Source organism: Streptosporangium sp. NPDC000509, assembly GCF_042898365.1.
In the GTDB taxonomy this organism is placed as follows: Bacteria; Actinomycetota; Actinomycetes; order Streptosporangiales; family Streptosporangiaceae; genus Streptosporangium.
The window spans coordinates 1-23,658 of the sequence record NZ_JBIAYX010000035.1 but is presented as its reverse complement, the minus strand read 5'-3'; the positions used below and the strand labels follow the sequence as shown (position 1 = coordinate 23,658).

Annotated in this window: 21 protein-coding genes, 1 pseudogene and 1 riboswitch; of the genes and pseudogenes, 5 read left to right on the top strand and 17 right to left on the bottom strand. The window is 69.6% G+C overall.

Annotated elements, in window-relative coordinates:
• The first annotated feature begins 41 nt into the window (after nucleotides 1-41).
• The gene (locus ACFY3D_RS38805) at nucleotides 42-641 is read left to right on the top strand and encodes a sigma-70 family RNA polymerase sigma factor (RefSeq protein WP_389989446.1); all 600 of its coding nucleotides are present in this window, start codon (nucleotides 42-44) and stop codon (nucleotides 639-641) included.
• Nucleotides 642-649: 8 nt separating this feature from the next.
• Here ACFY3D_RS38805 and ACFY3D_RS38800 read toward each other — a convergent pair whose 3' ends face one another.
• The 6 genes from ACFY3D_RS38800 to ACFY3D_RS38775 all read right to left on the bottom strand — a co-directional run bounded on the left by ACFY3D_RS38800 (nucleotide 650) and on the right by ACFY3D_RS38775 (nucleotide 8,638).
• Nucleotides 650-775, bottom strand: coding sequence for a hypothetical protein (locus ACFY3D_RS38800; RefSeq protein ID WP_389989444.1), 126 nt, complete (start codon nucleotides 773-775; stop codon nucleotides 650-652).
• A 24-nt stretch (nucleotides 776-799) separates the two neighbouring features.
• Nucleotides 800-1,600 (bottom strand): alpha/beta hydrolase, encoded by an 801-nt coding sequence (locus ACFY3D_RS38795; RefSeq protein WP_389989442.1) that lies wholly within the window; start codon nucleotides 1,598-1,600, stop codon nucleotides 800-802.
• Nucleotides 1,601-1,628: 28 nt separating this feature from the next.
• The gene (locus tag ACFY3D_RS38790; protein WP_389989440.1) at nucleotides 1,629-2,393 is read right to left on the bottom strand and encodes an alpha/beta fold hydrolase; all 765 of its coding nucleotides are present in this window, start codon (nucleotides 2,391-2,393) and stop codon (nucleotides 1,629-1,631) included.
• 62 nt (nucleotides 2,394-2,455) lie between these two features.
• Nucleotides 2,456-5,224 (bottom strand): AAA family ATPase, encoded by a 2,769-nt coding sequence (locus tag ACFY3D_RS38785; RefSeq protein ID WP_389989438.1) that lies wholly within the window; start codon nucleotides 5,222-5,224, stop codon nucleotides 2,456-2,458.
• Between the two features lie 323 nt (nucleotides 5,225-5,547).
• Complete coding sequence (locus tag ACFY3D_RS38780; RefSeq protein ID WP_389989436.1) at nucleotides 5,548-6,228, bottom strand: alpha/beta fold hydrolase; 681 nt, start codon at nucleotides 6,226-6,228, stop codon at nucleotides 5,548-5,550.
• Between the two features lie 115 nt (nucleotides 6,229-6,343).
• Nucleotides 6,344-8,638, bottom strand: a complete 2,295-nt coding sequence (locus ACFY3D_RS38775; protein ID WP_389989434.1) for a helix-turn-helix domain-containing protein — start codon at nucleotides 8,636-8,638, stop codon at nucleotides 6,344-6,346.
• 326 nt (nucleotides 8,639-8,964) lie between these two features.
• Here ACFY3D_RS38775 and ACFY3D_RS38770 point away from each other — a divergent pair, with 326 nt between their 5' ends.
• A complete protein-coding gene (locus ACFY3D_RS38770; protein WP_389989432.1) occupies nucleotides 8,965-9,996 on the top strand; it encodes an alpha/beta fold hydrolase in 1,032 nt (343 codons plus the stop codon).
• A gap of 437 nt (nucleotides 9,997-10,433) precedes the next feature.
• Here ACFY3D_RS38770 and ACFY3D_RS38765 read toward each other — a convergent pair whose 3' ends face one another.
• The 4 genes from ACFY3D_RS38765 to ACFY3D_RS38750 form a co-directional block, all read right to left on the bottom strand.
• Nucleotides 10,434-11,579, bottom strand: coding sequence for an RNA polymerase sigma factor (locus ACFY3D_RS38765; RefSeq protein WP_389989430.1), 1,146 nt, complete (start codon nucleotides 11,577-11,579; stop codon nucleotides 10,434-10,436).
• Complete coding sequence (locus ACFY3D_RS38760) at nucleotides 11,576-11,980, bottom strand: YciI family protein (protein ID WP_389989428.1); 405 nt, start codon at nucleotides 11,978-11,980, stop codon at nucleotides 11,576-11,578. The genes ACFY3D_RS38765 and ACFY3D_RS38760 overlap by 4 nt, the downstream gene beginning before the upstream one ends.
• Before the next feature lie 265 nt (nucleotides 11,981-12,245).
• Nucleotides 12,246-12,671: a VOC family protein gene (locus tag ACFY3D_RS38755; RefSeq protein ID WP_389989489.1), complete on the bottom strand. Its 426-nt coding sequence runs from the start codon at nucleotides 12,669-12,671 to the stop codon at nucleotides 12,246-12,248.
• Between the two features lie 278 nt (nucleotides 12,672-12,949).
• Nucleotides 12,950-13,075 (bottom strand): hypothetical protein, encoded by a 126-nt coding sequence (locus ACFY3D_RS38750; protein ID WP_389989426.1) that lies wholly within the window; start codon nucleotides 13,073-13,075, stop codon nucleotides 12,950-12,952.
• 84 nt (nucleotides 13,076-13,159) lie between these two features.
• On the opposite strand from ACFY3D_RS38750, the gene ACFY3D_RS38745 reads away from it, so the two are divergent.
• A complete protein-coding gene (locus ACFY3D_RS38745; RefSeq protein WP_389989424.1) occupies nucleotides 13,160-13,507 on the top strand; it encodes a winged helix-turn-helix transcriptional regulator in 348 nt (115 codons plus the stop codon).
• Nucleotides 13,508-13,660: 153 nt separating this feature from the next.
• Here the strand turns inward: ACFY3D_RS38745 and ACFY3D_RS38740 are convergent, their stop codons facing one another.
• From ACFY3D_RS38740 to ACFY3D_RS38725, 4 genes are all read right to left on the bottom strand, one after another.
• On the bottom strand, nucleotides 13,661-14,428 hold the full coding sequence (locus ACFY3D_RS38740) for a class I SAM-dependent methyltransferase (RefSeq protein WP_389989422.1): 768 nt from the start codon (nucleotides 14,426-14,428) through the stop codon (nucleotides 13,661-13,663).
• A 133-nt stretch (nucleotides 14,429-14,561) separates the two neighbouring features.
• Entirely contained in the window at nucleotides 14,562-15,305 is a 744-nt protein-coding gene (locus tag ACFY3D_RS38735) for an ABC transporter ATP-binding protein (RefSeq protein ID WP_389989420.1), read from the bottom strand.
• Nucleotides 15,302-16,369: an iron ABC transporter permease gene (locus tag ACFY3D_RS38730; RefSeq protein ID WP_362522066.1), complete on the bottom strand. Its 1,068-nt coding sequence runs from the start codon at nucleotides 16,367-16,369 to the stop codon at nucleotides 15,302-15,304. The genes ACFY3D_RS38735 and ACFY3D_RS38730 overlap by 4 nt, the downstream gene beginning before the upstream one ends.
• Nucleotides 16,370-16,407: 38 nt before the next feature.
• Nucleotides 16,408-17,493 carry an ABC transporter substrate-binding protein gene (locus tag ACFY3D_RS38725; protein ID WP_389989418.1) on the bottom strand — a complete coding sequence of 362 codons (1,086 nt, stop codon included), beginning with the start codon at nucleotides 17,491-17,493 and terminating at the stop codon, nucleotides 16,408-16,410.
• 220 nt (nucleotides 17,494-17,713) lie between these two features.
• On the opposite strand from ACFY3D_RS38725, the gene ACFY3D_RS38720 reads away from it, so the two are divergent.
• On the top strand, nucleotides 17,714-18,316 hold the full coding sequence (locus ACFY3D_RS38720) for a superoxide dismutase (protein WP_389989416.1): 603 nt from the start codon (nucleotides 17,714-17,716) through the stop codon (nucleotides 18,314-18,316).
• 256 nt (nucleotides 18,317-18,572) lie between these two features.
• Nucleotides 18,573-19,370, top strand: coding sequence for a hemerythrin domain-containing protein (locus ACFY3D_RS38715; protein ID WP_389989414.1), 798 nt, complete (start codon nucleotides 18,573-18,575; stop codon nucleotides 19,368-19,370).
• A 96-nt stretch (nucleotides 19,371-19,466) separates the two neighbouring features.
• Here the strand turns inward: ACFY3D_RS38715 and metE are convergent, their stop codons facing one another.
• The 3 genes and pseudogenes from metE to ACFY3D_RS38700 all read right to left on the bottom strand — a co-directional run.
• Nucleotides 19,467-21,701 (bottom strand): 5-methyltetrahydropteroyltriglutamate--homocysteine S-methyltransferase, encoded by a 2,235-nt coding sequence (gene metE / locus ACFY3D_RS38710; protein ID WP_389989412.1) that lies wholly within the window; start codon nucleotides 21,699-21,701, stop codon nucleotides 19,467-19,469.
• A 117-nt stretch (nucleotides 21,702-21,818) separates the two neighbouring features.
• A riboswitch (cobalamin riboswitch) is annotated at nucleotides 21,819-22,032 on the bottom strand.
• 49 nt (nucleotides 22,033-22,081) lie between these two features.
• Nucleotides 22,082-22,894 carry a hypothetical protein gene (locus tag ACFY3D_RS38705; RefSeq protein ID WP_389989410.1) on the bottom strand — a complete coding sequence of 271 codons (813 nt, stop codon included), beginning with the start codon at nucleotides 22,892-22,894 and terminating at the stop codon, nucleotides 22,082-22,084.
• Nucleotides 22,895-23,172: 278 nt separating this feature from the next.
• A pseudogene (locus tag ACFY3D_RS38700) lies at nucleotides 23,173-23,658 on the bottom strand (ketopantoate reductase); the annotation flags it as partial.

Genomic DNA, 23,658 nt, shown 5'->3' with positions numbered 1-23,658 from the left:
CCGTGTATCCGTTCTGCACCGTGACCCGAGGAACGATCACCATGATTTCCGCCACGTGCGATCAACCCGCTGCCGACCACGACGTCACCACGTGTCCCGATGACGATTTGACGCTGCTCGCGCTGACCGCGCGCTCGGGAGCGCCCGCGGACGTCGAGGCCTTCACCCGCGCGGTCTACGCCGAGGTCCGCAGGTTCGTCGCCCATCTGGCCGGGAGCGCGCCGGCCGAAGACCTGACCCAGGAGACGTTCGTACGTGTCCTGCGCAGCCTGCCCCACTTCGCGGGCCGCTCCTCGGCCAGGACCTGGTTGCTGTCCATCGCCCGGAGGGTCGTCGTCGACCGGTTCCGGTCCGCGTCCCGCCGCCCCGTAGTCGCCGATCTCGCCGACTGGCAGGGCGTCGCCGAACGGCATCAACCCGTCGGGCTACCAGGATGCGAGGATCAGGTGGCTCTGGCCGACCTGCTGGCCAAGGTGCCCCGCGAGCGGCGGGAGGCGTTCGTGCTCACCCAGGTTGTCGGCGTGCCCTACGCCGAGGCCGCCCTGCTGATCGGCTGCCCGATCGGAACGGTGCGCTCCCGGGTGGCGCGAGCCCGAATCCAGCTCATCGAGTCCTTGGCAGCCGCCGATCGAGCCGCCTGAGTCCCGCTTCACAGAGCTTCGAGGGCCGGCAGGAGGGTGTGAAGGTTCAGCTGCGCCGGCGCGGCGGCGACGAGGCGGGCCGGGCTCGCGGCGGTGGCCAGGTCGACCTCGACGTTGACGGGTGACGAAGGCAACGCCGCGGATCGTTTTCGGCTCGTCTAGAGGTTGTTCGCGGTGAGCCAGGCCAGACAGGCGTCGGCCACCTCACGCCAGCCGTGGTCGATGGTCAGGGAGTGGCCGCGGTCGGGGAAATCCTGGAAGTCGGTGATCGCGGTGGAGTCCCGGTACTGCTTGAGGGTCGCTTTGGTGACGGTCTCGGGGACGGTGTGGTCCTTGCCACCGGCGATCAGGAGCAGCGGTCCCCGGGAGTTGTTGCCGGTGTCGACCTTGGCGGGCGAATGAGGGGAGAAGTTGGCGGCGGCGGCCTCGAACAGCGGCTTGCCCGGGGCGGGGATGGTCCAGCGTTCGTACAGTTCGGCGGCTTCCTGAGGCGGGATGGCGTTGCCGAACGCGTAGGTGAACTGGTCGAGGGTGAGGGAGACCACCCGGTGCTTGTTGGCCGGGTTTTTGAACACCGGCAGGGTCGAGCGCAGCGCCGACAGCGGCAGCGGCAGCACCCCCTTGATCTGTGCGGCGTCGATCGCGATCGCGGCTCTGGCCAGGTTCCGCCCGAGCAGCTTCTCGGCGATCATGCCGCCGAAGGAGTGGCCGATCAGGATCGGCTTGACGCCCAGAGCGTTGATGATCTCTGTGTAGTGGGCGACGACGTCGTCGATGCCATGGTCGGCGATGCTCTCGGGGTTCTTGCGGGACAATTCGACGCTTTCGCCGTCGCCCGGCCAGCCAGGGGCCGTCGCGTCGTAGCCGACGGTCGTGAACAGCTCGATCCAGGAGGACCAGGAGGTGGCGTGCAGCCAAAGGCCGTGGATGAAGATGACGGGAACGGTCGGTGCGGTCATGGGGTGTGGCTCCTTGGGAACAGGGCTGTTATGCCGGATGGGTGTGCTTGACCGCCCCGGTCGCGGTCGCGGCGGTGCGGATGTGGTCGGCCACGGCTGCCGGTCGCGACAGCGCGATCGCGTGTGACGCGTCGACCTCGATGGTGTCGGCCCCGGCGCGCCGGGCCATGAAACGCTGGGCGGCGGGATGGATCGCCTGATCGGCGGTCGCCACGACGTACCAGGACGGGAGGGTCTTCCAGCTCGCGTCGGGAGAGCTGTCCTCGAACGCCGTAGCCGCGATGGGGCGTTGCGCGGCGGCCGCCACCGAGGTGAAGGGCCCGGGCAGGTCGGCGGCGAACACCGCGGGGAACCGCTCGTCCTTGAGGAACAACTCCACGGTCTCCTCCCCGTCGGCCGCGCGTAAGACGGCCGGCCGCAGCGCCGGGCCCAGCAGGCTGCCGGGGAAGTGGCCCGTGACGTCCAGTAGGCTCTCCCCCGCCTCCAGCGCGAAAGCGGTCACGTAGACCAGCCCGACCACGTTGCCCGGTCGTGCTCCGGCCCAGGTGATGACCGCGCCGCCGTAGGAGTGGCCCACCAGCAGGACCGGACCGTCGATCGCGGCGACGACGCCGGTGAGGTAGGCGGCGTCGGTGGCCAGGCCGCGCAGCGGGTTGGCCACCGCGGTCACGGGTATCCCGGAATCCTGAAGTTCGGCGATCACGCCCGACCAGCTCGACCCGTCCGCGAAGGCGCCGTGGACCAGGACGACGGTCGGCGTGCTGCCGTTCTTGAAGGATCTCTCTGCTGTCATGGCCTCACCGTAGGAAGTCCCGTGCGCGCCTCGCGAGCGTCACATGACTGCGTCACCGAGCGTCACCCGAGCAGGCGGTGAGGTGGGGCCGATACGCGTAGCGCTGTGCTCAGAGCCGATCGTGAGGTGACCCCCAGCTTGGGGAAGATCCTGTAGAGGTGGGAGCTGACGGTTCGGTGAGACAGGTAGAGCTTCTCGCCGATCTCCCGGTTCGTCAGGCCGTCGGCCGCCATCTGGGCGATCTGGAGTTCCTGCGGGGTCAGCACGTCGCGCGCTTCGCTGCTGCGACTGTGGCTGCTCTCGCCCGAGGCCCTCAGCTCCTGGCGCGCTCGTTCGCTCCAGGGGATCACTCCCAAGGCGTCGAACGTCTCGCGAGCCATCCGCAAGGGCGCCCGCGACTCGGCCGTACGCCGTCGACGTCGCAGCCATTCCCCGTACGCCAGCTGCACCCGGGCCCGCACGAAGGGCCATCGCCGCAGGTCGGCGCCGAGCGCGGCATCGAAGAAGGGTCCTGCTGCCGCCTCGTCGGCCAGCACGGCCCGCGCGTAGCGCAGGTCGGCGTGCAAGGACGGCGACGGCGTGGTGAGCGCCACCGTCTCCATTTCCCGGAGGATGCCGGCGACCGCGTGGTTTTGACCGCTGTGCGCCGCGGCGTCTGCGAGTTCGGCGATGGAAAAGCAGCGTAGCGCCAGGTGGAAGGCCGGGTCGGCGGGGTCGTGCATTCTTCGCAACTGGTCGAAGGCGTCGGCGTAACGTCCTTCGCCCAGCGCGGCGAGCCCGCGCGCGAGCTGTACCGTGGCCAGTACGGGGCGGGCTCCGATGGGCAGGGCCACCTGCTCGGCCGCCGCCGCGAGGCTCTCCACCCGATCCTGTTCGCCGCGTAGCGCGGCGAGCACCGCGCCCGAGGCCTGAGCGATGGCGTGCATCAGCGGCTGGGATGTCTCGTGCGCCAGACGGGCGGCCTCCTCGGCAGCGGGAATGGCCACGCTCAGGTCGGCCAGCCGGGCCGCGCTCCATGCCTGTGCCCCGAGGTCTCGTGCCAGGAGGCTGAGCCGGCCCTGTGCGCGCAGGGCCGGTAGCGACGCGGCGCAAAACTTCTCTGACAGGTCGAATGCCCCCACCATCAACGCCGAGCTGCCGAGCAGTCCTGCCGCCGGCCTGCCGCCGGCCGGGTGGGCGGCCAGGTGGCGTAATCGCTCGATCACGACCTTGCCACGCTCGATGGGAGCCGCGAACGCCAAGACCGTCAGCAACCGCCCGTCCAGATCGTCGACGGGCAGGCCCTCGGCCACGGTGACGACGCGTTGCCGTGACTCCTCGTCGGCATGAGCCCAGAAACATCGTAAGGCCGCACTGGACAGGAGTTTCAGCGCGAGATCGACGTCTCCCTGCGCCGCCATGCTCTCGGCGAGGTCGGCCAGTGAGTGCGCTGCCTCGCTGTCGTCACGGATGCCGTCCTCGAAGTTCTCACGGATCCACACGATACGGGCCCGCTGCCGGGCCGAAGGCCGCAGCCGCTCGCCTTCGCTCAGCAGCCGCACGACGATGTCGCGCCGTCCCATCTCAGCCGCGTACTCGGCGGCCCGCACAAGCCGTTCACACCGGTGAGCGGGATTCTCGCTGAGCCTGACCGCGTGCTCCAGCGCCGCGACGGCCGACAACAGGTCGCCTCGGCGTCGCACGCTTCTGGCCGTGGTCTCCAGCTCGGCGGCGATGCTCTCATCCGGTCTGGGGGTGGATGCCGCGCGGTGCCAGAGGCGACGGTCGGGCCGGCCGGTGAGGACGTCGGCCAGGGCGGCGTGCACCGCGTGCCTCTGGGAGATGCTCGCCCCCTGGTAGATCGCCGAGCGCATGAGCGGGTGCCGGAAGGACACCCCGGCTTCGTGCACGTCGATCAGCCGTACGCTGACAGCGGGAGCCAGATCGTCTGCCGTGACCGCTACAGCGGTGATCAGCGCAGCGGCGTCGAGGGTCTCGGAAAGAGCGGTGCTGTCGTTGAGCGCGGCCACCAGCAGCATGGTCCGAAGGGTCGGCAACAATCCCGACATGCGGGCGGTGAAAGCCTGTTCCAGCCGGGTGGTCAGTGGGAGCCATCCCGGCGGCAGGGGCCCCTTCCCGTCCCGCGTGTCCGAGGCGATCGGCAGTTCGACGAGGGCCAACGGGTTTCCCGCCGCCTCCCGCAGCAACCGTGCGCGCACCGTCGGCGTCAGGGCGGGGCTGTGGGCGTCCAGCAGGGCGGTCGCGGCGGTGTCGTCGAGCCGATCGAGGAGCAACTCCTGCAGCCCCACCCTGTCGAGGGGACTCTGGAAACCGTCGCGTATCGCGGCCAACAGCACGATCGGTTCGGAGTCCAGCCGCCGCGCGACGAACGCGAGCACGTCGGCGCTGGCACGGTCCAGCCAGTGAGCGTCCTCGACGAGGAACAGGACGGGCGAGCGGACGGCGGCCTCGCCCAGGAGATTCAGCGCAGCCAGGGCGATGAGGAACGGGTCCGGCACCCGGGCGTCGGTCAGGCCGAACGCCGCTCCCAGCGCGTCGCGCTGCGGAGCGGGCAGTTTTCCGATCTCGGCACGAAGCGGAAGCAGTACCTGATGCAGGCCGGCGAAGGGCATGTGTGTCTCTGATTCCACACCGGCCGTCCGCAAGACGCGCATGCCACGCGCGGCCGCGATCTCCGCCGTGTCCAGCAACAGGGCCGACTTTCCGATCCCCGCCTCGCCACGCACCAGCAACGCCCCGCCGCTGGTGTGGACGCCGTCCACGAACTCGCGGAGACGCCGCTGTTCGGACTCTCGCCCGAAAAGTGATCTTCCTGGCGGGTTCGCTGGCATATATGGCCATGATTGCCCGCGCCAGAGGTCCCGTCCAGCGAGCCCACTGTCAGGCCCGTTGACAGATCGCTTCTGACCAGGCCGGTCTTGCGCTGTGGCGGGACCTGCCGGGGTGACGTTCCCGCGGTCGGATATCACGCCTTCTTCGGAAACGCGGATCATAAGGATTCCGGCCTTTCGCTGATGCGTTCGGTTCTGCGGGTGTCCGTGTTCTGGGCGGCTCGCAGGCGGCGACCGCGGCCTGTGTCGCGACGAGGGCTCCCAGGCCGGCGGGAAGAACAGGTCCGGCGGCGGCCTGGTCTCCCGCGCGAGGGCGGACGTCGTCAGGCGGCGGCCTCGCGGATGAGGTCGGCGACCACGGCGGGCTGGGAGACGTGGACGGCGTGGCTGCCGATGACTTCGACGATCTTCGCCCCGGCACGCTCGGCCATCCTGTGCTGAGCCGGCGGCGGGATCATCCGGTCCTCGGTCGCGATGAGGTACCAGCTGGGCCTGTGCCGCCAGGCCGGTTCGGTGACCGGCCCGCCGAAAGCGTCCACGCCCCACGGGACCTGGGAGTCCGCCATGAACGCGGCCACCCGGCCGGGCAGGTCGGCGGCGAACGCGGCGGCGAACCTGTCACGGTCGAGGAGGAGAAAGCCCTCCACCGCGGGCAGGATGGGCGGCGCGGGCGCGCCGGGGGGTGCGGCGGCGATGAGGGTGTCGACCGACTCACCCCTGTCGGGGGCGAACGCGGCGACGTACACCAGCGACGTGACGTTGGGGTGGGTGCCGGCCTCGCTGATGACGACCCCGCCGTAGGAGTGGCCGACCAGGACGGCTGGACCATCGAGGCCGTCCAGCACCCGGCGGGTCACCGCGGCGTCATCCTCCAGCGACAGCGTCGGGTTCTGCACGACGTGGACGCGGAGTCCGTCCCTGGTCAGCTCGTCGTGGACGCCCCGCCAGCCGGATCCGTCCACGAAGCCCCCGTGCACGAGCACGATGTTCCCGACAGCGGTCATGGTCGCTCCTGACCTGGACGGACAGGCCCGGCGCCTGTCCCTGACGCTCTCCATCCAAGTCGCGCGCGCGTGGTCAGGCCACGCAGAACAGGACGCAGAAGTGGCGCGGAAACGGTCAGGGCGCGACGGTCGCCAGGCTCCGGCAGCGGCCGCTCGCCTCGGCGTCGCCGACGGCCTGGTACACCTCGGCCGCCCGCGCGTAGGCACGGCGGCTCTCCCCGATCCGGTCCTCCTCGGCCAGCAGGACCGCCAGTGTCTCCAGGGAGCGGGCCTGCGGAACGGGCAACTGCCCCTGCTCCATGAGGCTGATCGCCTCGGTGAGCTTGAGGATCGCCTCAGCCCGGCGGCCGAGCAGTCCCAGACAGTCGCCGACGCGGGCCAGCGCGATCGGCCGGATGATCGCCACGACGCTCGGCGTCACCCCCGAGCGGTCGTCGTTCAGCAGAGCCAGCAAGCCGAGGTAGCGCTCCAGTGCCTCGGCGTGGTGCCCGGCGTCGCGCAGGCAGGTGCCGATGGCGCCGAGAGAGTGGCAGTACCGGTCCATGTCGCCGTTGGACCTGTGTAACTCCGCCGCCCGGGTTTCCGACGCGATGGCCTCGTCGAGGCGCCCGAGCCGCCGAAGCGCGCCCCCCGCATGGTGGTGGGCCAAGGCGATCTGGATCGAGGCACCGCTGCGGGTCGCCAGGTCCATCGCCTGGGCCGTGTAGCGCAGTGTGGCCTCCGGGTCGTCTCTCGACAGTAGATGAGCCCAGGCCAGCATGTTCAGCTGCACCGCCTGCCTGGCAGGGTCGCCCAGCGCGGCGGCGGCCTCGGCACCGAGGGTGAACACCTCGTACCAGAGCGGCGCGTGCATCCACCGGTCGGAGAACCAGTCCATCGACTCGGCGCAGTCGAGGACGACGTCGAACCGGCCGATGCTCGTCGCGTGACGTAACGCGCCCAGCCAGTTGTCCGCGTTCACGCGCAGCCAGTGGTCGGCCTTCTCCGCGGAGGACAGCTCGGCGGCGTCGGGGGCGGCTTGCCCGGGATCGCCGTACCCGGGCTCGAACCACCGCCCGGCGGTCGTGGCCGTCGACAGCAGCCACGACGTCAGCGTCACGGTGAGCGCGTCGCGCTCGGCCGTGGTCTCCTCCTTCCGAAGCCGATCGCGGGCGAACAGCCGGACCAGGTCGTGGAAGCGGTAGCGCCCCGACATGTCGTCCTGCAGCAGACCGAGGTCGACAAGTTCGTCGAGGGCGTTCCATGCCTCCTCGATCGACGTGCCGCCCGCCACGGCGGCCAGAGCGGCGTCGAAGTCACGGCCCGGAACCAGAGCGAGGCGGCGGAAAAGCCGTCGCGTCGAGATGGCCAGCTGCTCGTAGGACAACCCGAACGCGGTGGCGATCTTGAGGTCGCCGGCGCTGAGCTGATCCAGGCGGCGCTCCTCGTTCGTCAGCCGGGCGGCGAGGTCGACGGCGTTCCAGCCTGGCCGGCTCACCAGCCGATTTCCGGCGATCCGCAGCGCGAGCGGCAGACCACCGCACAACTGCGCGAGCCGCCCGACGGCCGATTCTTCGTCCGGGGCACTGCGCTCTTTCAGGATCCCGGTCAGCAGCTTGGTGGCTTCCAGCGGGGGCAAGGGCCCGAGGGCGAGTCTGCGCACTCCTTCCAGACCGGCCAGCAGGCGACGACTGGTCACCAGGGCCTTTCCCGCACCGCCGCCAGGCAGCAGCGGCCGGACCTGCTCCTCGGAGGCGGCGTTGTCCAGCACGATCAGCGCGCGCCGGTCGCGCAGCAGGGAGCGGTACAGGGACGCACGCTCGGAGACGTCGCCCGGGATCTGCTGATCCGCGATGCCGAGTGCGCGAAGCAGCATGCCCAAGGCATCGTCGACGGGTAAGGGATGCGGAGACATACCGAACAGGTCGAGGAAGAACACCCCGCGAGGGAAATCCGGCCGCAGGACGTGCCCGGCGCGGACGGCCAACGTGGTCTTGCCCAGCCCGGCGGAACCGGTGATGAGCCCGACCCCCGCCGCGCCCGGCGCGTCCCCGGCGCGTAGGAGTTCGCTCGTCCAGGCGAGTCCCGCGGCTCGACCGGTGAAGTCGCCGACGGAGCGCGGCAGCTCGCACAACCCGGTCGGCCGGGCCCAGCGATCACGCAGGCGGCCCTCACGCGCCAGCTCGACGAGCTGGTTGCGGTCGGCGTCGTCCAGGCCAAGAGCATCGGCCAGCGCGGTGACGGTCCGATGCTGGGAACCCTTGCTGCGTCCGCGTTCCATGTCCGACAACGTCCGGGCGCTGACCCCGGAGGCCTCGGCGAGCTGCTCCAGTGTCAGACGTACCGCGTGCCGATGACGACGCAGCACCTCCGCGAAGCTGGGTGTGGTGATCGGGTGCTCCTTCTCCGCGACCTGGTGGAGATGCCCCAAAGCCTATGGGAAGACCGGTGACAGCCACAGGTCACCGCATGATCGAGGGTGAGACGCCGCTTCGTGCATCTTCGGCCTGGAACAAGACCCGCGGTCACGTGGCGCTCGGTGACGCAGTCAGGTGACGCTCGCGCGGCCGGCGAGCCGGTTTCTACGGTTTGTCCCATGAACACCCAGTGCTCCATCGCTCCTTGAGCGACGCCGGGGCTCCCGGCGAACCGTACGCGATGTCCCGGTCCACCGTGGAGAGACCGGAGAGCCGGACCGCGCGGTCGGCACGTTCAGCAGCCTACGACCCTCACCCGCCTCGAAAAGGGAAACGTCCTGTGAAAACGATCCATTTCGCTCTTGCCCCGAAGATCCGCGGCCGCGCCGTCATCCCGATCGCGGTGATCGGCATGCTCGCCTCCCTCGCTCCTGCCGCCTCCGCCCTCGCCACGCCGGCGCCCATCACGGCCATCGCCGCCGAAACGCCCTCGAAGAGCGGCGATGAGCCGCGTGTTCCGGCAGGTTTCCGCGAGCGGAGAGTTCGGGTCGGCGACATCTCGATCAACTACGTGCGCGGTGGACGCGGACCGACGCTGGTGCTGCTGCACGGGTATCCGCAGACCTGGTACACCTGGCGCGAAGTCCTGCCCGAGCTCGCCAAGCACTACACCGTCATCGCGCCGGATCTACGCGGAGCGGGCCAGAGCGACGCACCCGCCGACGGCTACGACAAGAAGACCCTCGCCGCCGACCTGCACGGCTTGTTGACCGAACTCGGCCTCAAGCGGGACATCAGGCTCGTGGGCCACGACATCGGCACGATGGTCGCCTACGCCTATGCCGCCGCCCACCGCCGCGACGTCACCAAGCTGGTCCTCAGCGAGGCACCCATCCCCGACAAGTCCCTCTACACCTTCCCCGCCCTCACCGCGAAGGGGCCGGGCTTCTGGAACTTCGGCTACTTCAGCCTCACCAACGGCCTGCCCGAGCGCATGGTGAACGGCAGGGAGGAGCAGTGGGTGGAGCGTTTCGTCGACTCCCTCGAAGTCAGGAAGAACGGCGTCAGCGACAAGCAGGTCCGCGAGTACGCGCGCTGGCTGCGCGACGACGCGCACCTGCGGGCGAGTTTCGAATGGTTTCGTGCCCTGCCACAGGACGTCACCGACAACCGCGCGTACGGCGCGAAGAAGCTCACCATGCCCGTGCTCGCCATCGGTGCCCGCGGCAGCCTCGGTGACTTCGTCCCCGCCCAGGTCCGCCGATACGCCGACCGCGTGACCGGGATCGTCATCGAAGACTCCGGTCACTGGATCTTCGAGGAACACCCCGGACAGCTCACCCGCACACTTCTGCGCTTCCTCAAGAACTGACCCGACGCCGAAACAGGAGCAGCCGGCAGCTCGCCCGTCTCCGACGTGAACGACGCACCGGCATCCTTCGACATCGAAGCCGTCCTCGCCTCGGCCGAGGCGAGGACGGCTTCGCGTGGCGGGGCCTCCGCCGGTGTCCCAGCCGCACCGTGTCACTCAGCGTCACTCCGCGCTCTGGCCTGTCCGGCGGGCGGACGACGGCTTAAGCCTCCCACTGCCTCAGCGCCTCGCCTGACACCTTCACCTCTGACCAAGGAGATCCGCCATGTCCGCGCATGTGCCCTCACGAACCTCTCCGCTCTCCCGGCCGGGAATCCGAATCCTCCCGCCCTACGACCGCCAGGCGGTCGCACCTCCGGCACTGTCCGCCTCGCCGGCCTCGCCACACCCGCGTCGGCGACGACGGCGGTCTTGGGGGAACGCCCGGTGTCCGCGGCTCAACCGCGCAGTCGCGCGTTGAGCCGTGCGGCCTGTCGCGTGAGGTGGTCGCGTTCGGAGAGGTTGGGTGCCGATCGGGCGGCTTCGGCGTAGAGGCGTGCCGCGGTCACCGGGTCGCCGTCACGTTCGCGTAGGTACGCCGCGGCGGCGGTGTGGCGGGGCAGGGAGGGGTCGAGTTCCGCGAGGGCGGCCAGACCGGCCCGCGGGCCGTCGGCCTCGCCGACCGCGACGGCCCGGTTGAGGCGGGCCACCGGATTTCCGGTGAGGCGCACCAGCTCGTCGTACCACTCGACGATCTGTACCCAGTCGGTCTCCTCGACCGTTCGGGCGTCGGCGTGCAGCGCGGCGATGGCGGCCTGGGCCTGGAACTCGCCCAGCCGGTCACGGGCGAGGGCCGCCTGGAGCACGTCGACGCCCTCGGCGATCAGGCGGGTGTCCCACAGGCCGCGGTCCTGCTCGGCCAGGGGCACGAGCCTGCCGTCGGGGCCGGTTCGTGCCGGTCGCCGGGCGTGGTGCAGCAGCATGAGCGCGAGCAGGCCCGCGGCCTCCTCATGTCCGGTCGCCGCGGCCAGCCGGCGAGTGAGCCGGATCGCCTCGGCGGCGAGGTCGACGTCACCGGAGTAGCCCTCGTTGAAGACCAGGTAGAGCACGCGCAGCACCGTGGCGACGTTCCCCGGCCGGTCGAACCGGACGTCCGAGACGGTTCGCTTGGCCCTGCTGATCCGCTGGGCCATGGTCGCCTCCGGCACGAGGTATGCCTGCGCGATCTGACGCGTCGTGAGGCCGCCGACCGCGCGCAGCGTGAGCGCGACGGCCGAGGCCGACGTCAGGGACGGGTGCGCGCACAGGAAGTACAGGCGGAGCGTGTCGTCCACCGCCTTCCCCGGGCCGGGTACGGGCTCGGTCTCGACGCGCACCTCGCGGTGCCGCCGCGAGGTGTCGGCGCGGGCGGCGTCGAGGAACTTCCGCCACGCCACGGTGATCAGCCACCCACGGGGATCCCGTGGTGGATCGTCCGGCCACACACGTACGGCCTCGACCAGGGCGTCCTGCACGGCGTCCTCGGCCGCCGCGAAGTCGGCTCCACGACGGACGAGAACGCCGATCACCGCGGGCACCAGCTCCCGCAGCAGCGACTCGTTCACTCGACCACCGTGGGCTGCCCGTAGAACGGCCGCACCTCAAGCCACTCGTGGATCGGCTTCCCGCCCGCTCCCGGCGCCGCGGACAACTCACCGGCCAGCTCAAGCGCCCGCTCGTAGGTATCGACGTCGATCACCATCCAGCCGGCGATCAGGTCCTTGGTCTCCGCGAACGGGCCGTCGGTGACCGGCGGCCGCCCTTCTCCGTCGTAGCGGACAAAGGTGCCCTCCGGGGAGAGGGCCTGGCTGTCGACGAACTCGCCGGTGCGCTCCAGCCGGGCGGCGAAGTCACGCATGTACTGCATGTGGGCCGAGATCTCCTCCGGCTCCCACTGGTCCATCGGCACGTCGTTCACCGATGCCGGCGCGCCCCGGTAGTGCTTGAGCAGCAGGTACTTGGCCATCGTGTTCTCCTTGGTGAGGTACGGCCCATTGTGGCGGTGTTCACCACGGGGACGGAGCGGCGCGCGGCTTCTCGACATCCCGTCGCGACATTTTCCGGCGGACTTCACGGAGTCCGCGTACCGCTGCGGAGTCGAGGCGTGGGAGATCCATTCCACGCGAGCGATCGTGTGTTGCTCGGCCGCGCTTGGCCGCCTCCTCCCGTCGTCGTTCTCGGTCCATCCGGCGGATCGTTCCGGTTGGTCGCGGGTCGGCCGCGACGGGCCGTCAGCCGAGTTGTTCGGCCAGCGCGAGGATGATCCCTCCGGGGCCGCGAAGGTAGCAGAGCCGGTAGCTGTTCTCGTAGCGCACCAGGTCGCCGAGGAGCTCGGCGTCGTGGGCGCGCAGGCGGGCGACGGTGTCGTCGATGTTGTCGACGGCGAACATGACCCGATGCAGGCCCAGCGTGTTGGGCGGCGGGTTCTGCGGCCCGGCGCTGATCGCCGCCGGGGCGTGGTACTTCATCAGCTCCAGTTTGTTGTGACCGTCCGGGGTCCGCATCATCGCGATGTCGCTCCGGATACCGTCGAGTCCGACGGTACGGTCCGCCCAGAGGCCTTCGATCTGCGCCTCGCTTTCCAGCTCCATGCCGAGTTCCACGAAGAACGCGATCGCGGCCTTGAGGTCGTCGACGACGATGCCGACGTTGTCCATCCGCTGAATCGCCATGGTGGTTCTCCTTCTTCGCTGGGCGGCCCGTCGTGGCCACCGGTGTACCTGGGACGGAGCCGGTCCCACATTCTCGACATCCGGCAACGTACCGAGTTCGATCGCCCTGGCGCGGATCATCTCGGTCACGCCGGATTCGGCCACGACGGGCCATATTCCCTGCATCTTCGTGAACCGCTCGCGGAGCGGGAAGGTGCGCTGGCCAGAGCCGCCCTGACGCGAAGGAGAGTGACGTGCGACCGCCTCGATGTGCGAGAACGGGATCAGCCGTCGACGATCACACCTCCGATCGCGGTGCGGCCGGCCGGGGTCGCGACGAGTTCGACCGCGACGGTGTCGCGCAGGTGCGCTCCGAGGACGTCGGCGGTGGCGTCGGTGACGGTTCGCACGAGTCTGGCGATGAGCTCGTCGCTGTCGGGGCGGGTGAACGCCCCCTCACGGATACCGAACGTGATCGCGGGCGGGCCAAGCGGATGCCCGTTCCCGAGTCGCTGCGGACGTTCGATCTCGCTCCCCGTCACCTGTCGCTGCTCGCCTACCTGCGGTACGACGGCCCCAGCACGGTGAACCGCCTGGCGGAACGACTGGAGGTCGCTCCCACGGCCATCACACTGCGTGGAATTACACCGAAGGTGCTTACGGAGACGCTCCGCGCGATGGAACGTGACGGGCTGATGGAACGCACCGTCTACCCTGAGATGCCCCCGCGAGTCGAATACGAGCTGACCTCACTCGGCCGGACGCTTCACGAACCCATGGTCGCCTGCTGCGCCTGGTCACAGGCACACATGCCGGAGATATTAGAAGCACGTGAAGCCTGACGCGCCGTAGGGAGAACCGACCGAATTCGGTTCTCCCCATTGGCCTGGCACTTCAGCTTCTCAAGCTGGATGACGCATCACCTGCGGCTCCACCGGTTGTCCTCACCGCCGATTATGATCTCTGCGCCTGGAATCGATCACCTCAGACTCCGGCTACGGCTCGTAGCGGCGGCGTGCGAGGTGAACGGTGACGTCGGCGGTGATCTGGAGCGTCTCCGGCAGAACCCTCCTGATCTGACTGAACACCTGCTCGCGCTCCGCGTCCGGCAGGACGAGATAGGCCGAGACGGTCGAGAGGTGGCCGATGTAATCGTCGGCGGTCAGCGTGAAGCGGCGTTCGATCACGGCTTGCCGGACATCGGTGAACCACTCAGACCGTTGAAGCTCGGTGCCCGGCCACTGCATCTCCGCCTCCGGAGGTGTCCCATCCGGGGACGGGACATCATCTCTCGCCAGGAACGGTGCTCGTGCCGCGCGGACGGTGCGCGCCACGGCCGGGTCGGCCGGCTCGATCGGCCCGCCGAACGAGGCGACCACCCCGCCCGGCTCCACCAGCGAAGCCATCCGTGACCACCGATCCTCCGGGCTCGTCCAATGCAATGCCGCGGCCGCGTAGACCAGGTCGTACCTCTCCCCCGGCCGCAGATCCTCGAACGCGGCTCGCACGGTCCTGACATGTGCCGGCACGTGCTTGCGCAGCTCGGTGAGCATGGCCTCATCGGGCTCGGTCGCGGTCACCGCGACCCCTCGCTCGGCGAACAGGCGGGTCGCCTTGCCCGTGCCGGCACCGATTTCGAGGGCGGTCCTCAACGGCCGGGCGGCGTACGCCGCTACCGTGTCGAAAAGCTCCTCGGGATATCCCGGCCGGAACCGTTCGTAGGCTTGCGCCATCATTCCGAAGCTCAGCGCACGATCGGACACGCTGAGCACGATAGTCCCCCGACGGCGCTCAAGCGATGTTGCTGAAGAGTTCCACGTAGATGGCCGTGCTGGACGGCGGCAAGGACACGCGGCACCACCCGGATGAACGGCGACAGGGGCGGCGGTCAGGGAATCACCGCTCCTCCTTGAGCCGCTCGAAGACGAGCTGGGTGCGCTGTACGGCGCGCACGCCGTACACCTGACAGATCAGGTCCGGGGTGAGGACCCGGTCGGGCGGCCCGCCGGTCACGATGCGGCCGGCGTTCATCACGTAGAGGCGGTCGCAGAAGGCGGCGGCCTGGTTGAGGTCGTGCAGCACGGCGAGGGTGGCGATGCCCAGCTCGCGCACCAGATGCAGGATCTCCAGCTGGTGGCGGATGTCGAGGTGGGAGGTGGGCTCGTCCAGCAGCAGCAGGCGGGTCTGCTGGGCCAGGGCGCGGGCGAGCAGGACGCGTTGTTTCTCCCCGCCGGACAGGGTGGCGAAGATCCGCTCGGCGGCGCCGGCCAGGCCGACGCGTTCCAGCGCCCGCGCGCACAGCTCCTCGTCGATGGCGGCGTCGGCCCTGTACGGGGTGCGGCCCATGAAGACGATCTCGGCCACCGTGAAGTCGAGGTCCGCCGGGGTCTCCTGGGCGACCACGGCGGTGCGCCGGGCGGCCTGGCGGGCGGGCAGCCGGTGCACGTCGTCACCGTCGACGGTGATGAGCCCGGCGGCGGGGCGCAGCGCCCGGTAGATCGAACGCAGCAGGGTGGACTTGCCGCAACCGTTCGGCCCGACCAGGCCGACGAACTCGCCGTCGTCCACCACCAGGTCGACCTCGTGCACGATCGGCTGACCGTCCAGTGTGACGGACACGCCGCGCAGATCGAGCCTCACGTGACGCTCACCGCCCGGTCCACGGAGCGGCGGCGCAGCAGCCACAGGAAGAACGGCACACCGAACAAGGCGGTGACGATACTGAGCGCCAGTTCCTGCGGCGCGTTGACGGTGCGCGCGGCGATGTCCACGAACTGCAGGAACACCGCTCCGAGCAGGGCACTGACGGGCAACACGCGGCGGTGGTCGGCGCCCACCAGCAGCCGGGCGGCGTGCGGCACGATCAGGCCGACGAACGCGATCGCGCCGCTGGTGGCCACCAGCACACCGACCAGCAGCGAGGTCAGCACGAACAGAATCAGGCGGAAGCGGTGCACGTTCACGCCGAGCGAGACGGCCGTCTCCTCTCCGGCGGCGAGCGCGTTCAGCGGACGGTGCTGCAGCAGCAGGTACGTCACCCCGGCGGCGAGGACGACGGCCGGCAGCGGCAGCATGTGCCAGCGAGCGCCGCCGAGGCTTCCCATCAGCCAGAACAGCACCTGCTGTGCGGCCCGGCCGCTCTGGGCCAGTTGCAGGACGAAGCTGTAGGCGGCCTGGAACAGGTAGGCCAGCGCCACCCCGGCCAGCACGAGCCGGGACGGGGACAGGCGGCCGGACCGCTGCGCCAGCGTGTACACCAGGGCGAGCGAGAGCAGGGATCCGGCGAAGGCCGCAGCCGACAGTGACAGCCCGCCCAGCGCCGAGGCGCCCAGGATCAGCACGAGCACCGCGCCGAACGAGGCGCCGGAGGAGATGCCGAGCAGGAACGGGTCGGCCAGCGGGTTGCGTACCAGGGCCTGCAGCACCGCGCCGACCACAGAGAGCCCGGCCCCGACCAGGAGTGCCAGCAGCGCGCGTGGCAGCCGGAACTCCCACACGATCTGCTCCTGTACCGGGGTCCAGGTGCGCGCTCCCCCATCGGTCAGGACGCCGGGGAGGAGACGGTCGGCGACGATGCCCCAGGCTTGGGGCAGCGCGACGTGCACCGCGCCGATGCTCACCGCCAGCCAGGTCGAGACGACGACGGCGACGGCGAGCGCGGCGATGAGCAGGAGAAACCCGTTCGCGCGGCGTCTCTTCGGCACGATCCCGGTCTGTGCCGGGCTCTGCCGGGTCGCGCCGGTCACCGGGTGAAGGCGTCGGGGTGCAGGAAACGGGCGATGTCGGCGATGGCCAGGATGTTGCGGTAGCCGGGGTGCTGGGCCGCCACCGGAAGCGCGAGGTAGCGCTGCTCCTTGGCGGCGGGGCTGTTTTTGGCGATGGCGAAGGCCTCGGCGGCCTTGGCCGGTGAGCTCGGCATGTCCTCGCCGCGCAGGGTGGAGTAGTCGCTGATCAGGACGGCCTCGGGCTGGGCGGCGCTGACCTTCTCCGCGCTGACCTCGGTGTAGTCGCCCTTGACGTCGGCCAGCACGTTCGTCCCACCGGCGGCGGTGATCATCTGGTGGGTGATGCCCGAGCCGCCGTAGGCGTTGACCGGTCCCTTGCCGCCGTCGGTGGCCAGCACCTTGACCGGGCTGCGGCCGGCGACGCGCTTGGTGACGTCGGCGAGCCTGCCCTGAAGTTCGCCGATCAGCGCGTCGGCGCGGTCGGGGACACCGAAGATGGCGCCGAGGTTGCGCAGGTCGGTGTAGGTGTCGTCGATGGTGAACTTCAGCACCTCCTCGGGGCTGCACCAGCCGCCCAGGATGTACACCGGAGAGCCGGCCGCGTCGAGCTCCTCCACGGTGGCGTAACCGCCGGCGGCGTCGAAGCCGGCCATCGCGTTGTCCAGGACGAAGTCCGCGCCCTGGGAGAGCATGACCTCTTTTTGCGGCAGCATGATCGTGCCGGAGATTTCCGGGATCTTGGCGTACTGCTCCTGCTGCCCCGGCAGGAACGGGCTCTCGGAGAAGTTCGTGCGCCCGGCGACCTGATCGCCCAGACCGAGCGCGAGCAGGGTCTCCAGGGAGGGGTGGTAGCCGGTCACCACCTTGGCGGGCGGCTTGTCGAACGTGAGCTCGCGCCCGCAGTTCTCCACCGTGACCGGGAAACCGGCCTGCGGCGCCGCCTGTTCGGCCTTCTGGCCGGTCCCCTGAGTGGCGGGAGCCGGTGAGCAGGCGGTCAGCGTCAGAGCGACTGCCAGGACGAGCAGTCTTCTCATGATCGGGGTACCGCCTTCGGTGGCGCGTTGCCGCCAGATGGTCGGGGTGATGCGGGGCGGGCGGCTCATGTGGTGAGTCTCCGGAGGTTCGAGATCAAACGATCGTTGTGCATCAAAGCACCACATTCTGCACATAAGTTGCAATTGCCAGCAAGCTGCATCAGGCCGGCGATGGCCGGAGGGGGCCTCCCGTGCGAGGTGGAGCACACGGCACACCTCATAAGTAGTTGCATTGTTATTGTTGTTGCGAACTAATCGCGATAAGGTCTGGCGCAACAAGGAGATCACTGTGGGCCGATACACCCTTCCGGACATGCCCTACGACTACGCGGCGCTGGAGCCCGCGATCACCGGGGAGATCCTGGAGTTGCACCACGCCAAGCACCACGCCGCCTACGTCAAGGGCGCGAACGACACCCTGGAGAAGCTGGCCGAGGCGCGCGACAAGAGCGAGTTCGGCGGGCTGGTCGGGCTGGAGAAGACCTTCGCCTTCAACCTGTCCGGGCACGTCCTGCACTCGATCTTCTGGCAGAACCTCTCCCCCGACGGAGGCGACCGCCCCGACGGAGTGCTCGGCGAGGCGATCACCGAGCACTTCGGCTCCTTCGAGGCCTTCCAAAAGCAGCTCACCACCGCCACCGCGACGGTGCAGGGATCGGGCTGGGGCATCCTGGCCTGGGAACCGCTGAGCCGGCGCCTGGTGGTGGAGCAGGTCTACGACCACCACGGCAACGTCGGCATGAACACCACCCCGCTGCTGGTCTTCGACGCCTGGGAGCACGCCTACTACCTGCAGTACCGCAACGTGCGCCCCGACTACGTCGAGAAGCTGTGGTCGCTGATCAACTGGAACGACGTCATCGCCCGCTTCGACGCGGCCAAGGGCGCCTGACCCCATGACCGCGGCGCCCGACCGTCCGTCCTTCCTTGGTGAATGGTCCAACCGGACGGCCGGGCGCCGCCCCCTGCACATCCAGATAGTCGCCTCCCACGTCATCACCCGGTTTCCTGGGAGCGTCATGGGGGCCACGAGAACACCGAGATGATGCGCCCCTGGCAGATCGTCCCCTGATCGGGGCCTTGATCAGGCATTACCCGATTCGTCGTATCGGATCGCCTGAACCCGGGCATGCCCGTGATGCGCGGGCATGCGGCAGATGAATTGGGGGCTCGGGATGCGGCCGGTGGGACGGGACGACCAGACGTGCGCCGACAGGCCGCCTGTGCACCGGCGCGAGTTGCTTGGCCTGCCGGTCGTGGTGGTTTTCGGATCAGCGCTGACGGCTTGCGGGACGCATACCACCAACGTCTCCTACGCCACCTCGCCGACGCCTTCCGCTCCGGCCGAGCAGATCGAACCCGTTACCCCACCTGAGGATCTGATGCGCGAGCACGGCGTGCTCAAGCGCATCCTGCTCATCTACCGGGACGGGATCCGGCGCATCGACGGCGGCCAGGCCGTACCGGCCCAGGCGCTGCACGCCTCGGCGGGTCTCATCCGCTCCTTCATCGAGGAGTACCACGAGCGCCTGGAAGAGAAGTACGTCTTCCCGCCGCTGGTCAAGGCCGGCAAGCTCACCGGCACCGTCGCGGTGCTGCTCCAGCAACATCGGCGCGGACGCACGGTGACCGGCCGCATCCTGAACGCCACCGGCACGACCGGCGTCGCGACGCCGTCCGCCCGGGCCCGCCGCGCCCTGGTCGCCGACATGGCCGCCTTCATCCGCATGTACGAACCGCACGAGGCGCGCGAGGACACCGTCGTCTTCCCCGCCCTGCGCGAAGTCGTCTCCGCCAAGCAGTTCGCCGAGTTGGGCGAGATCTTCGAAGACGAGGAACACCGCCGTTTCGGTACGGCCGGATTCGCAGGCGTCGTCAACCAGGTGGCCGACATCGAGAAGAGCCTCGGCATCTACGACCTGGCCCAGTTCACTCCCCGGGGGTGAGCTGTCGATGACTTGAACGCGATCATGCGGTGTGTGGCCAGGAAGCTTCCTGAACGCCGGCCCGAAGCAGGGCTTCGGGCCGGGAAGCGGCACTGATCAGAGATCCGCTCGGACAGCTCGGGCGGCGGCGACCATGTTGGCCAGGGCTGCTCGCGTCTCGGGGTAGCCGCGGGTCTTCAGCCCGCAGTCGGGGTTGACCCACAGACGGTCGGCCGAAACGGCCTGGAGGGCGTTGCGCAGGTTGTCCTCGATCTCCTCGGCGGTCGGGACGCGCGGTGAGTGAATGTCGTAGACGCCGGGGCCGATGCCGTTGGCGTAGCCGACCTCGGTCAGGTAGGGCAACAGCTCCATATGGGAGCGGGCGGCCTCGACGCTGGTGACGTCGGCGTCCAGGTCGGCGATCGGGCTGATGATCTCGCCGAACTCCGAGTAGCACATGTGGGTGTGAATCTGGGTGGAGTCGGCGGCGCCGGAGGTGGCCAGCCGGAACGCCCCGACCGCCCAGGCCAGATAGACCTCCTGCTCGTCCTTGCGGAGCGGCAGGAGCTCGCGCAGCGCCGGCTCGTCCACCTGGATGATCCCGATCCCGGCGGCCTCCAGATCCGTGATCTCGTCACGTAGCGCCAGGGCGACCTGGCGTGCGGTGTGTGTCAAAGCCTGGTCGTCGCGGACGAACGACCAGGCCAGCATCGTCACCGGCCCGGTGAGCATGCCCTTGACCGGCCTGGACGTGAGCGACTGGGCGTAGGAGGCCCACTCCACCGTCATCGGCTCGGGGCGGGAGACGTCGCCGTGCAGGATCGGCGGGCGCACGCAGCGGGAACCGTACGACTGGACCCAGCCGTGGTCGGTGGCGGCGTAGCCGTCGAGTCGCTCGGCGAAGTACTGGACCATGTCGTTGCGCTCGGGCTCGCCGTGGACGAGCACATCCAGGCCGAGCTCCTCCTGAAGCATGATCACGCGGGCGATCTCGGCGCGCATCGCCTCGACGTAGGCGTTCTCGTCGATCCGTCCCGCCTTGCGGTCCGCGCGGGCCTTGCGGATCTCCGCGGTCTGCGGGAACGAGCCGATCGTCGTCGTGGCCAGCTCGGGCAATCCCAGTTTGGCCCGCTGCGCCGCGAACCGGACCGCCCGATCGGCTCGCCGCGCGTCACCAAGAGCCTCCAGCCGGGCCCGGACGTCGGGATCGGCCGGTACGGCGGGGGGTTTCACGGCCGACGGGTTCTCGGAGCGTAGATCGGCGGCGAGACCGACCAGCTCGGCGACCTTCTGCCGGGCGAACGCCAGCCGCGCCCGGACCGCCGGGTCCAGCGCCGTCTCACTGTCGAGGTCGACCGGAACGTGCAGCAGTGAACAGGAACTGCTCAGCTCCACCGTGTCGGCGAACCCGAGCAGCACCGCGTACGTCGACTTCACCCGCGCGGGGTCGGCGCGCCACACGTTCCTGCCGTCGACCACGCCGGCGACCAAGGTCTTGCGGGCCAGCCCGCCGGCCGAGGCCACCGCCTCCAGGTTGCCGGGTCCGGCGACGAAGTCGAGCCCGATCGCCTCGACCTCGGTGGAGGCGACCATCCGTAGCGCCTGCGCACCGACGGCGCCGAAATACGTGGCGAGCAGGATCTTCGGACGGCTGGACAGGCCGCCAAGCCGCCGGTAGGCCCGCCCGAGCGCGTCGATCTCCCGGGCCCCGAGGTCGCGGGCCAGGATCGGCTCGTCGAACTGCACCCACCGCGCGCCCGCACCGGCCAGCCGTTCCAGCAGCTCGGCGTAGGTCTCCACCAGGGAGTCCAACAGGTCGAGCGGGGTGAATCCCTCAGGCGAGTTCGGCGCGGCCTTGGCCAGCAGGAGATAGGTGAGCGGGCCGACGAGCACGGGCCGCGTCTCGATCCCCAGATTCCTGGCCTCCAGATACTCGGCCACGGGCTTGGCGGCCGAGCCTCCGGCCAGCTGGAACCGGGTGTCCAACGCCAGCGTGGGAACGATGTAGTGGTAGTTGGTGTCGAACCACTTGGTCATCTCCAGGGGCGGAAGCTCGGCGGTGCCTCGCGCCATCGCGAAGTACCGGTCGAGCCCGGTGAGGTCGCGGTAACGCGCGGGCACGGCGTCGATCATGACCGTGGTGTCGAGCACCTGGTCGTAGAACGAGAACGTGTTCGACGGGATCGCATCAAGGCCCGCGTCACGCAGCTCGGTCCAGACCGAGCCACGCAGCGACGCGGCGGTCGCCTCCAGCTCGTCGGCGCCGATCGTGCCGGCCCAGAAATCCTCGGTGGCGAATTTGAGCTCCCGATGCGCGCCGATGCGCGGGTAGCCCAAAACGGTCGTCCTCATGGCAACTTCCCTCGTCTCGCCAGTATGCGGCCAGGCGGGAGAGAGAAACGCAACGCGGAGCAGGCCCCGGCGAGCGCGTCCCAGGCCCTCCCACGAGGCCGCGGACCACCGCGCGCCGAGCGGCACGCGGGCGGAGGCAGGTCTTCGGACTCGCGGGCACCATGCCTGAGGCATGACCTACTGGCCGTCGCTTCCCAGGCACGCGCCCAGTGCTTGTGACGGCGGTCGTTCCTGCTTACCGCTGCGGGGCAGTCCCGGATTCACACCGGGTTCCCTCTTACGACGCCCGCCCCCCGAAGGAGACGGGCGAACCATCCACACCCGAGATCCTAACGGCCCGGCCACCGTTCGGGCCCAGTCGTGTGCGCATCGGTGGCTCACTACGGGCGAACGGCGACCGATTCGGCGGAGAGCGTGACCTCGATGGTGATGTGCGGATTGTCCACTTGCGGGAGCTGAAGCCCACGCTTGAACTCCTCCGCATCGTCCGGCATCATCTTCGGCTGAACTGTGACCTTGACGTGGCCGGTCTCGTCATCTGGGTGCGTCGTCATCGTGGCCACCTCAGGACGGGATTGGAGCCAGGAGACGACCGTGTCCTGGGCCCGCCGGAGCTCCGCGGCCGAGAATCCCTTGCCGCCGATCAGGGTGACCTCCACGGGGAGGGTCCTGGCCAGCTCGATCGCGCGAGTCGGGATGGGCCCCTTGAAGCCGACGCGCAGCCCTCGCTGGTCGTCGACGTACCTGACGCCGGAGATCTCGTCGGGAAACTCCGTATTAAGTTTGTCGATCACCTGACTGTTGGACGACTGTGAGCCGAAGCGGTCGATGGCCTCCTCGTAGGAGATGCCCTCCGATCTGGCGACGGTCCCAAGGTCGACCAGCTCGGCGTAGGGAATGCCGTCGATCGTCACGCCCGGGTCGGTCACCGCGGGGTCGTAACCCTCGAAGTCCGTCGGCTTGGGCGACGAGGTAGCAGCCACCTGGGTCGCGTACCGCTTGACGACCTCTTCCAAAGGCCGACCCGACGACGCCGCCTCTCGCTTGAGCCGCTCCAGGGTGGGCCGATGCGCTTTGGGCTGATCGGCCCGCGGCAACACGATCGTCTCGCTTCCGGCCACTGTGAGTGCCGGACCGGCACCGGACTGGCCGCAGGCGCACAACGACGCAAGCACCGCAATGGTCAAAAGCAATTTCTTCACACCTAAGGGACGCTCCGCCGCCCTGAAGGGTTCATCCAGGCGCTCTCGGTACGGCGAAGTCCGTTCGTCAAATAACTTGGGTCTCCTGGCGCACTCCGGAAGGCACGGTCCGGCGCCGTTACGCGGGCGGAGGACGGTTGTGACCGGGCTCTCGCCGTTGCGGAGTCGGCGTGGTGCCGATGCCGGCCCGTGTCCTGGTCGCCCCGGTTGTCGGCCGAAGTGAAGCGCGGCCGGTTGCCCGTACTCCGCTGTTATGGGTGGCCGTTCACTCAGTCCGTCATCTCGCGGGCGAAGTGCGGTTCCGCCGCTTCCAGTCGCGGTACCGAGATGCCCAACCGTCGTGCTTCGGCCAGGGTGTCCCGGCAGACCTCACGCGGCTCCTCGGCGTCGGGATCGGAGTGCGCCGCGAAATTCACGCGCGCGAGCGCGACATGAGCGGTCAGCCAGGCGAGCACGGGGGCCGTCAGCCAGGTGGGCGCACGCAACAGCAGCGCACCGCCCCGGTGACGTCGCAGGTCGACACCGCGCGCCTGGAGGAGCGGCAGAAGCTCGCGGATGGCCAGCAGCGCCTCGCGCAGGTCGTCCGTCGCCCCTATCAGCTTGGACAACGAGCCCAGTCTCAGGCCTTGTGAGTGCAGGCCCGCGTCGAACACGAAGTGAATCCACAGCCAGCCGCGGAAGTCAGGCCGCTCCTTGAGCCGGAGTCCGGCCTCGCGAAACGCCTGGCGTACGGCCCGCTCCCGGTCGGTCGGGGA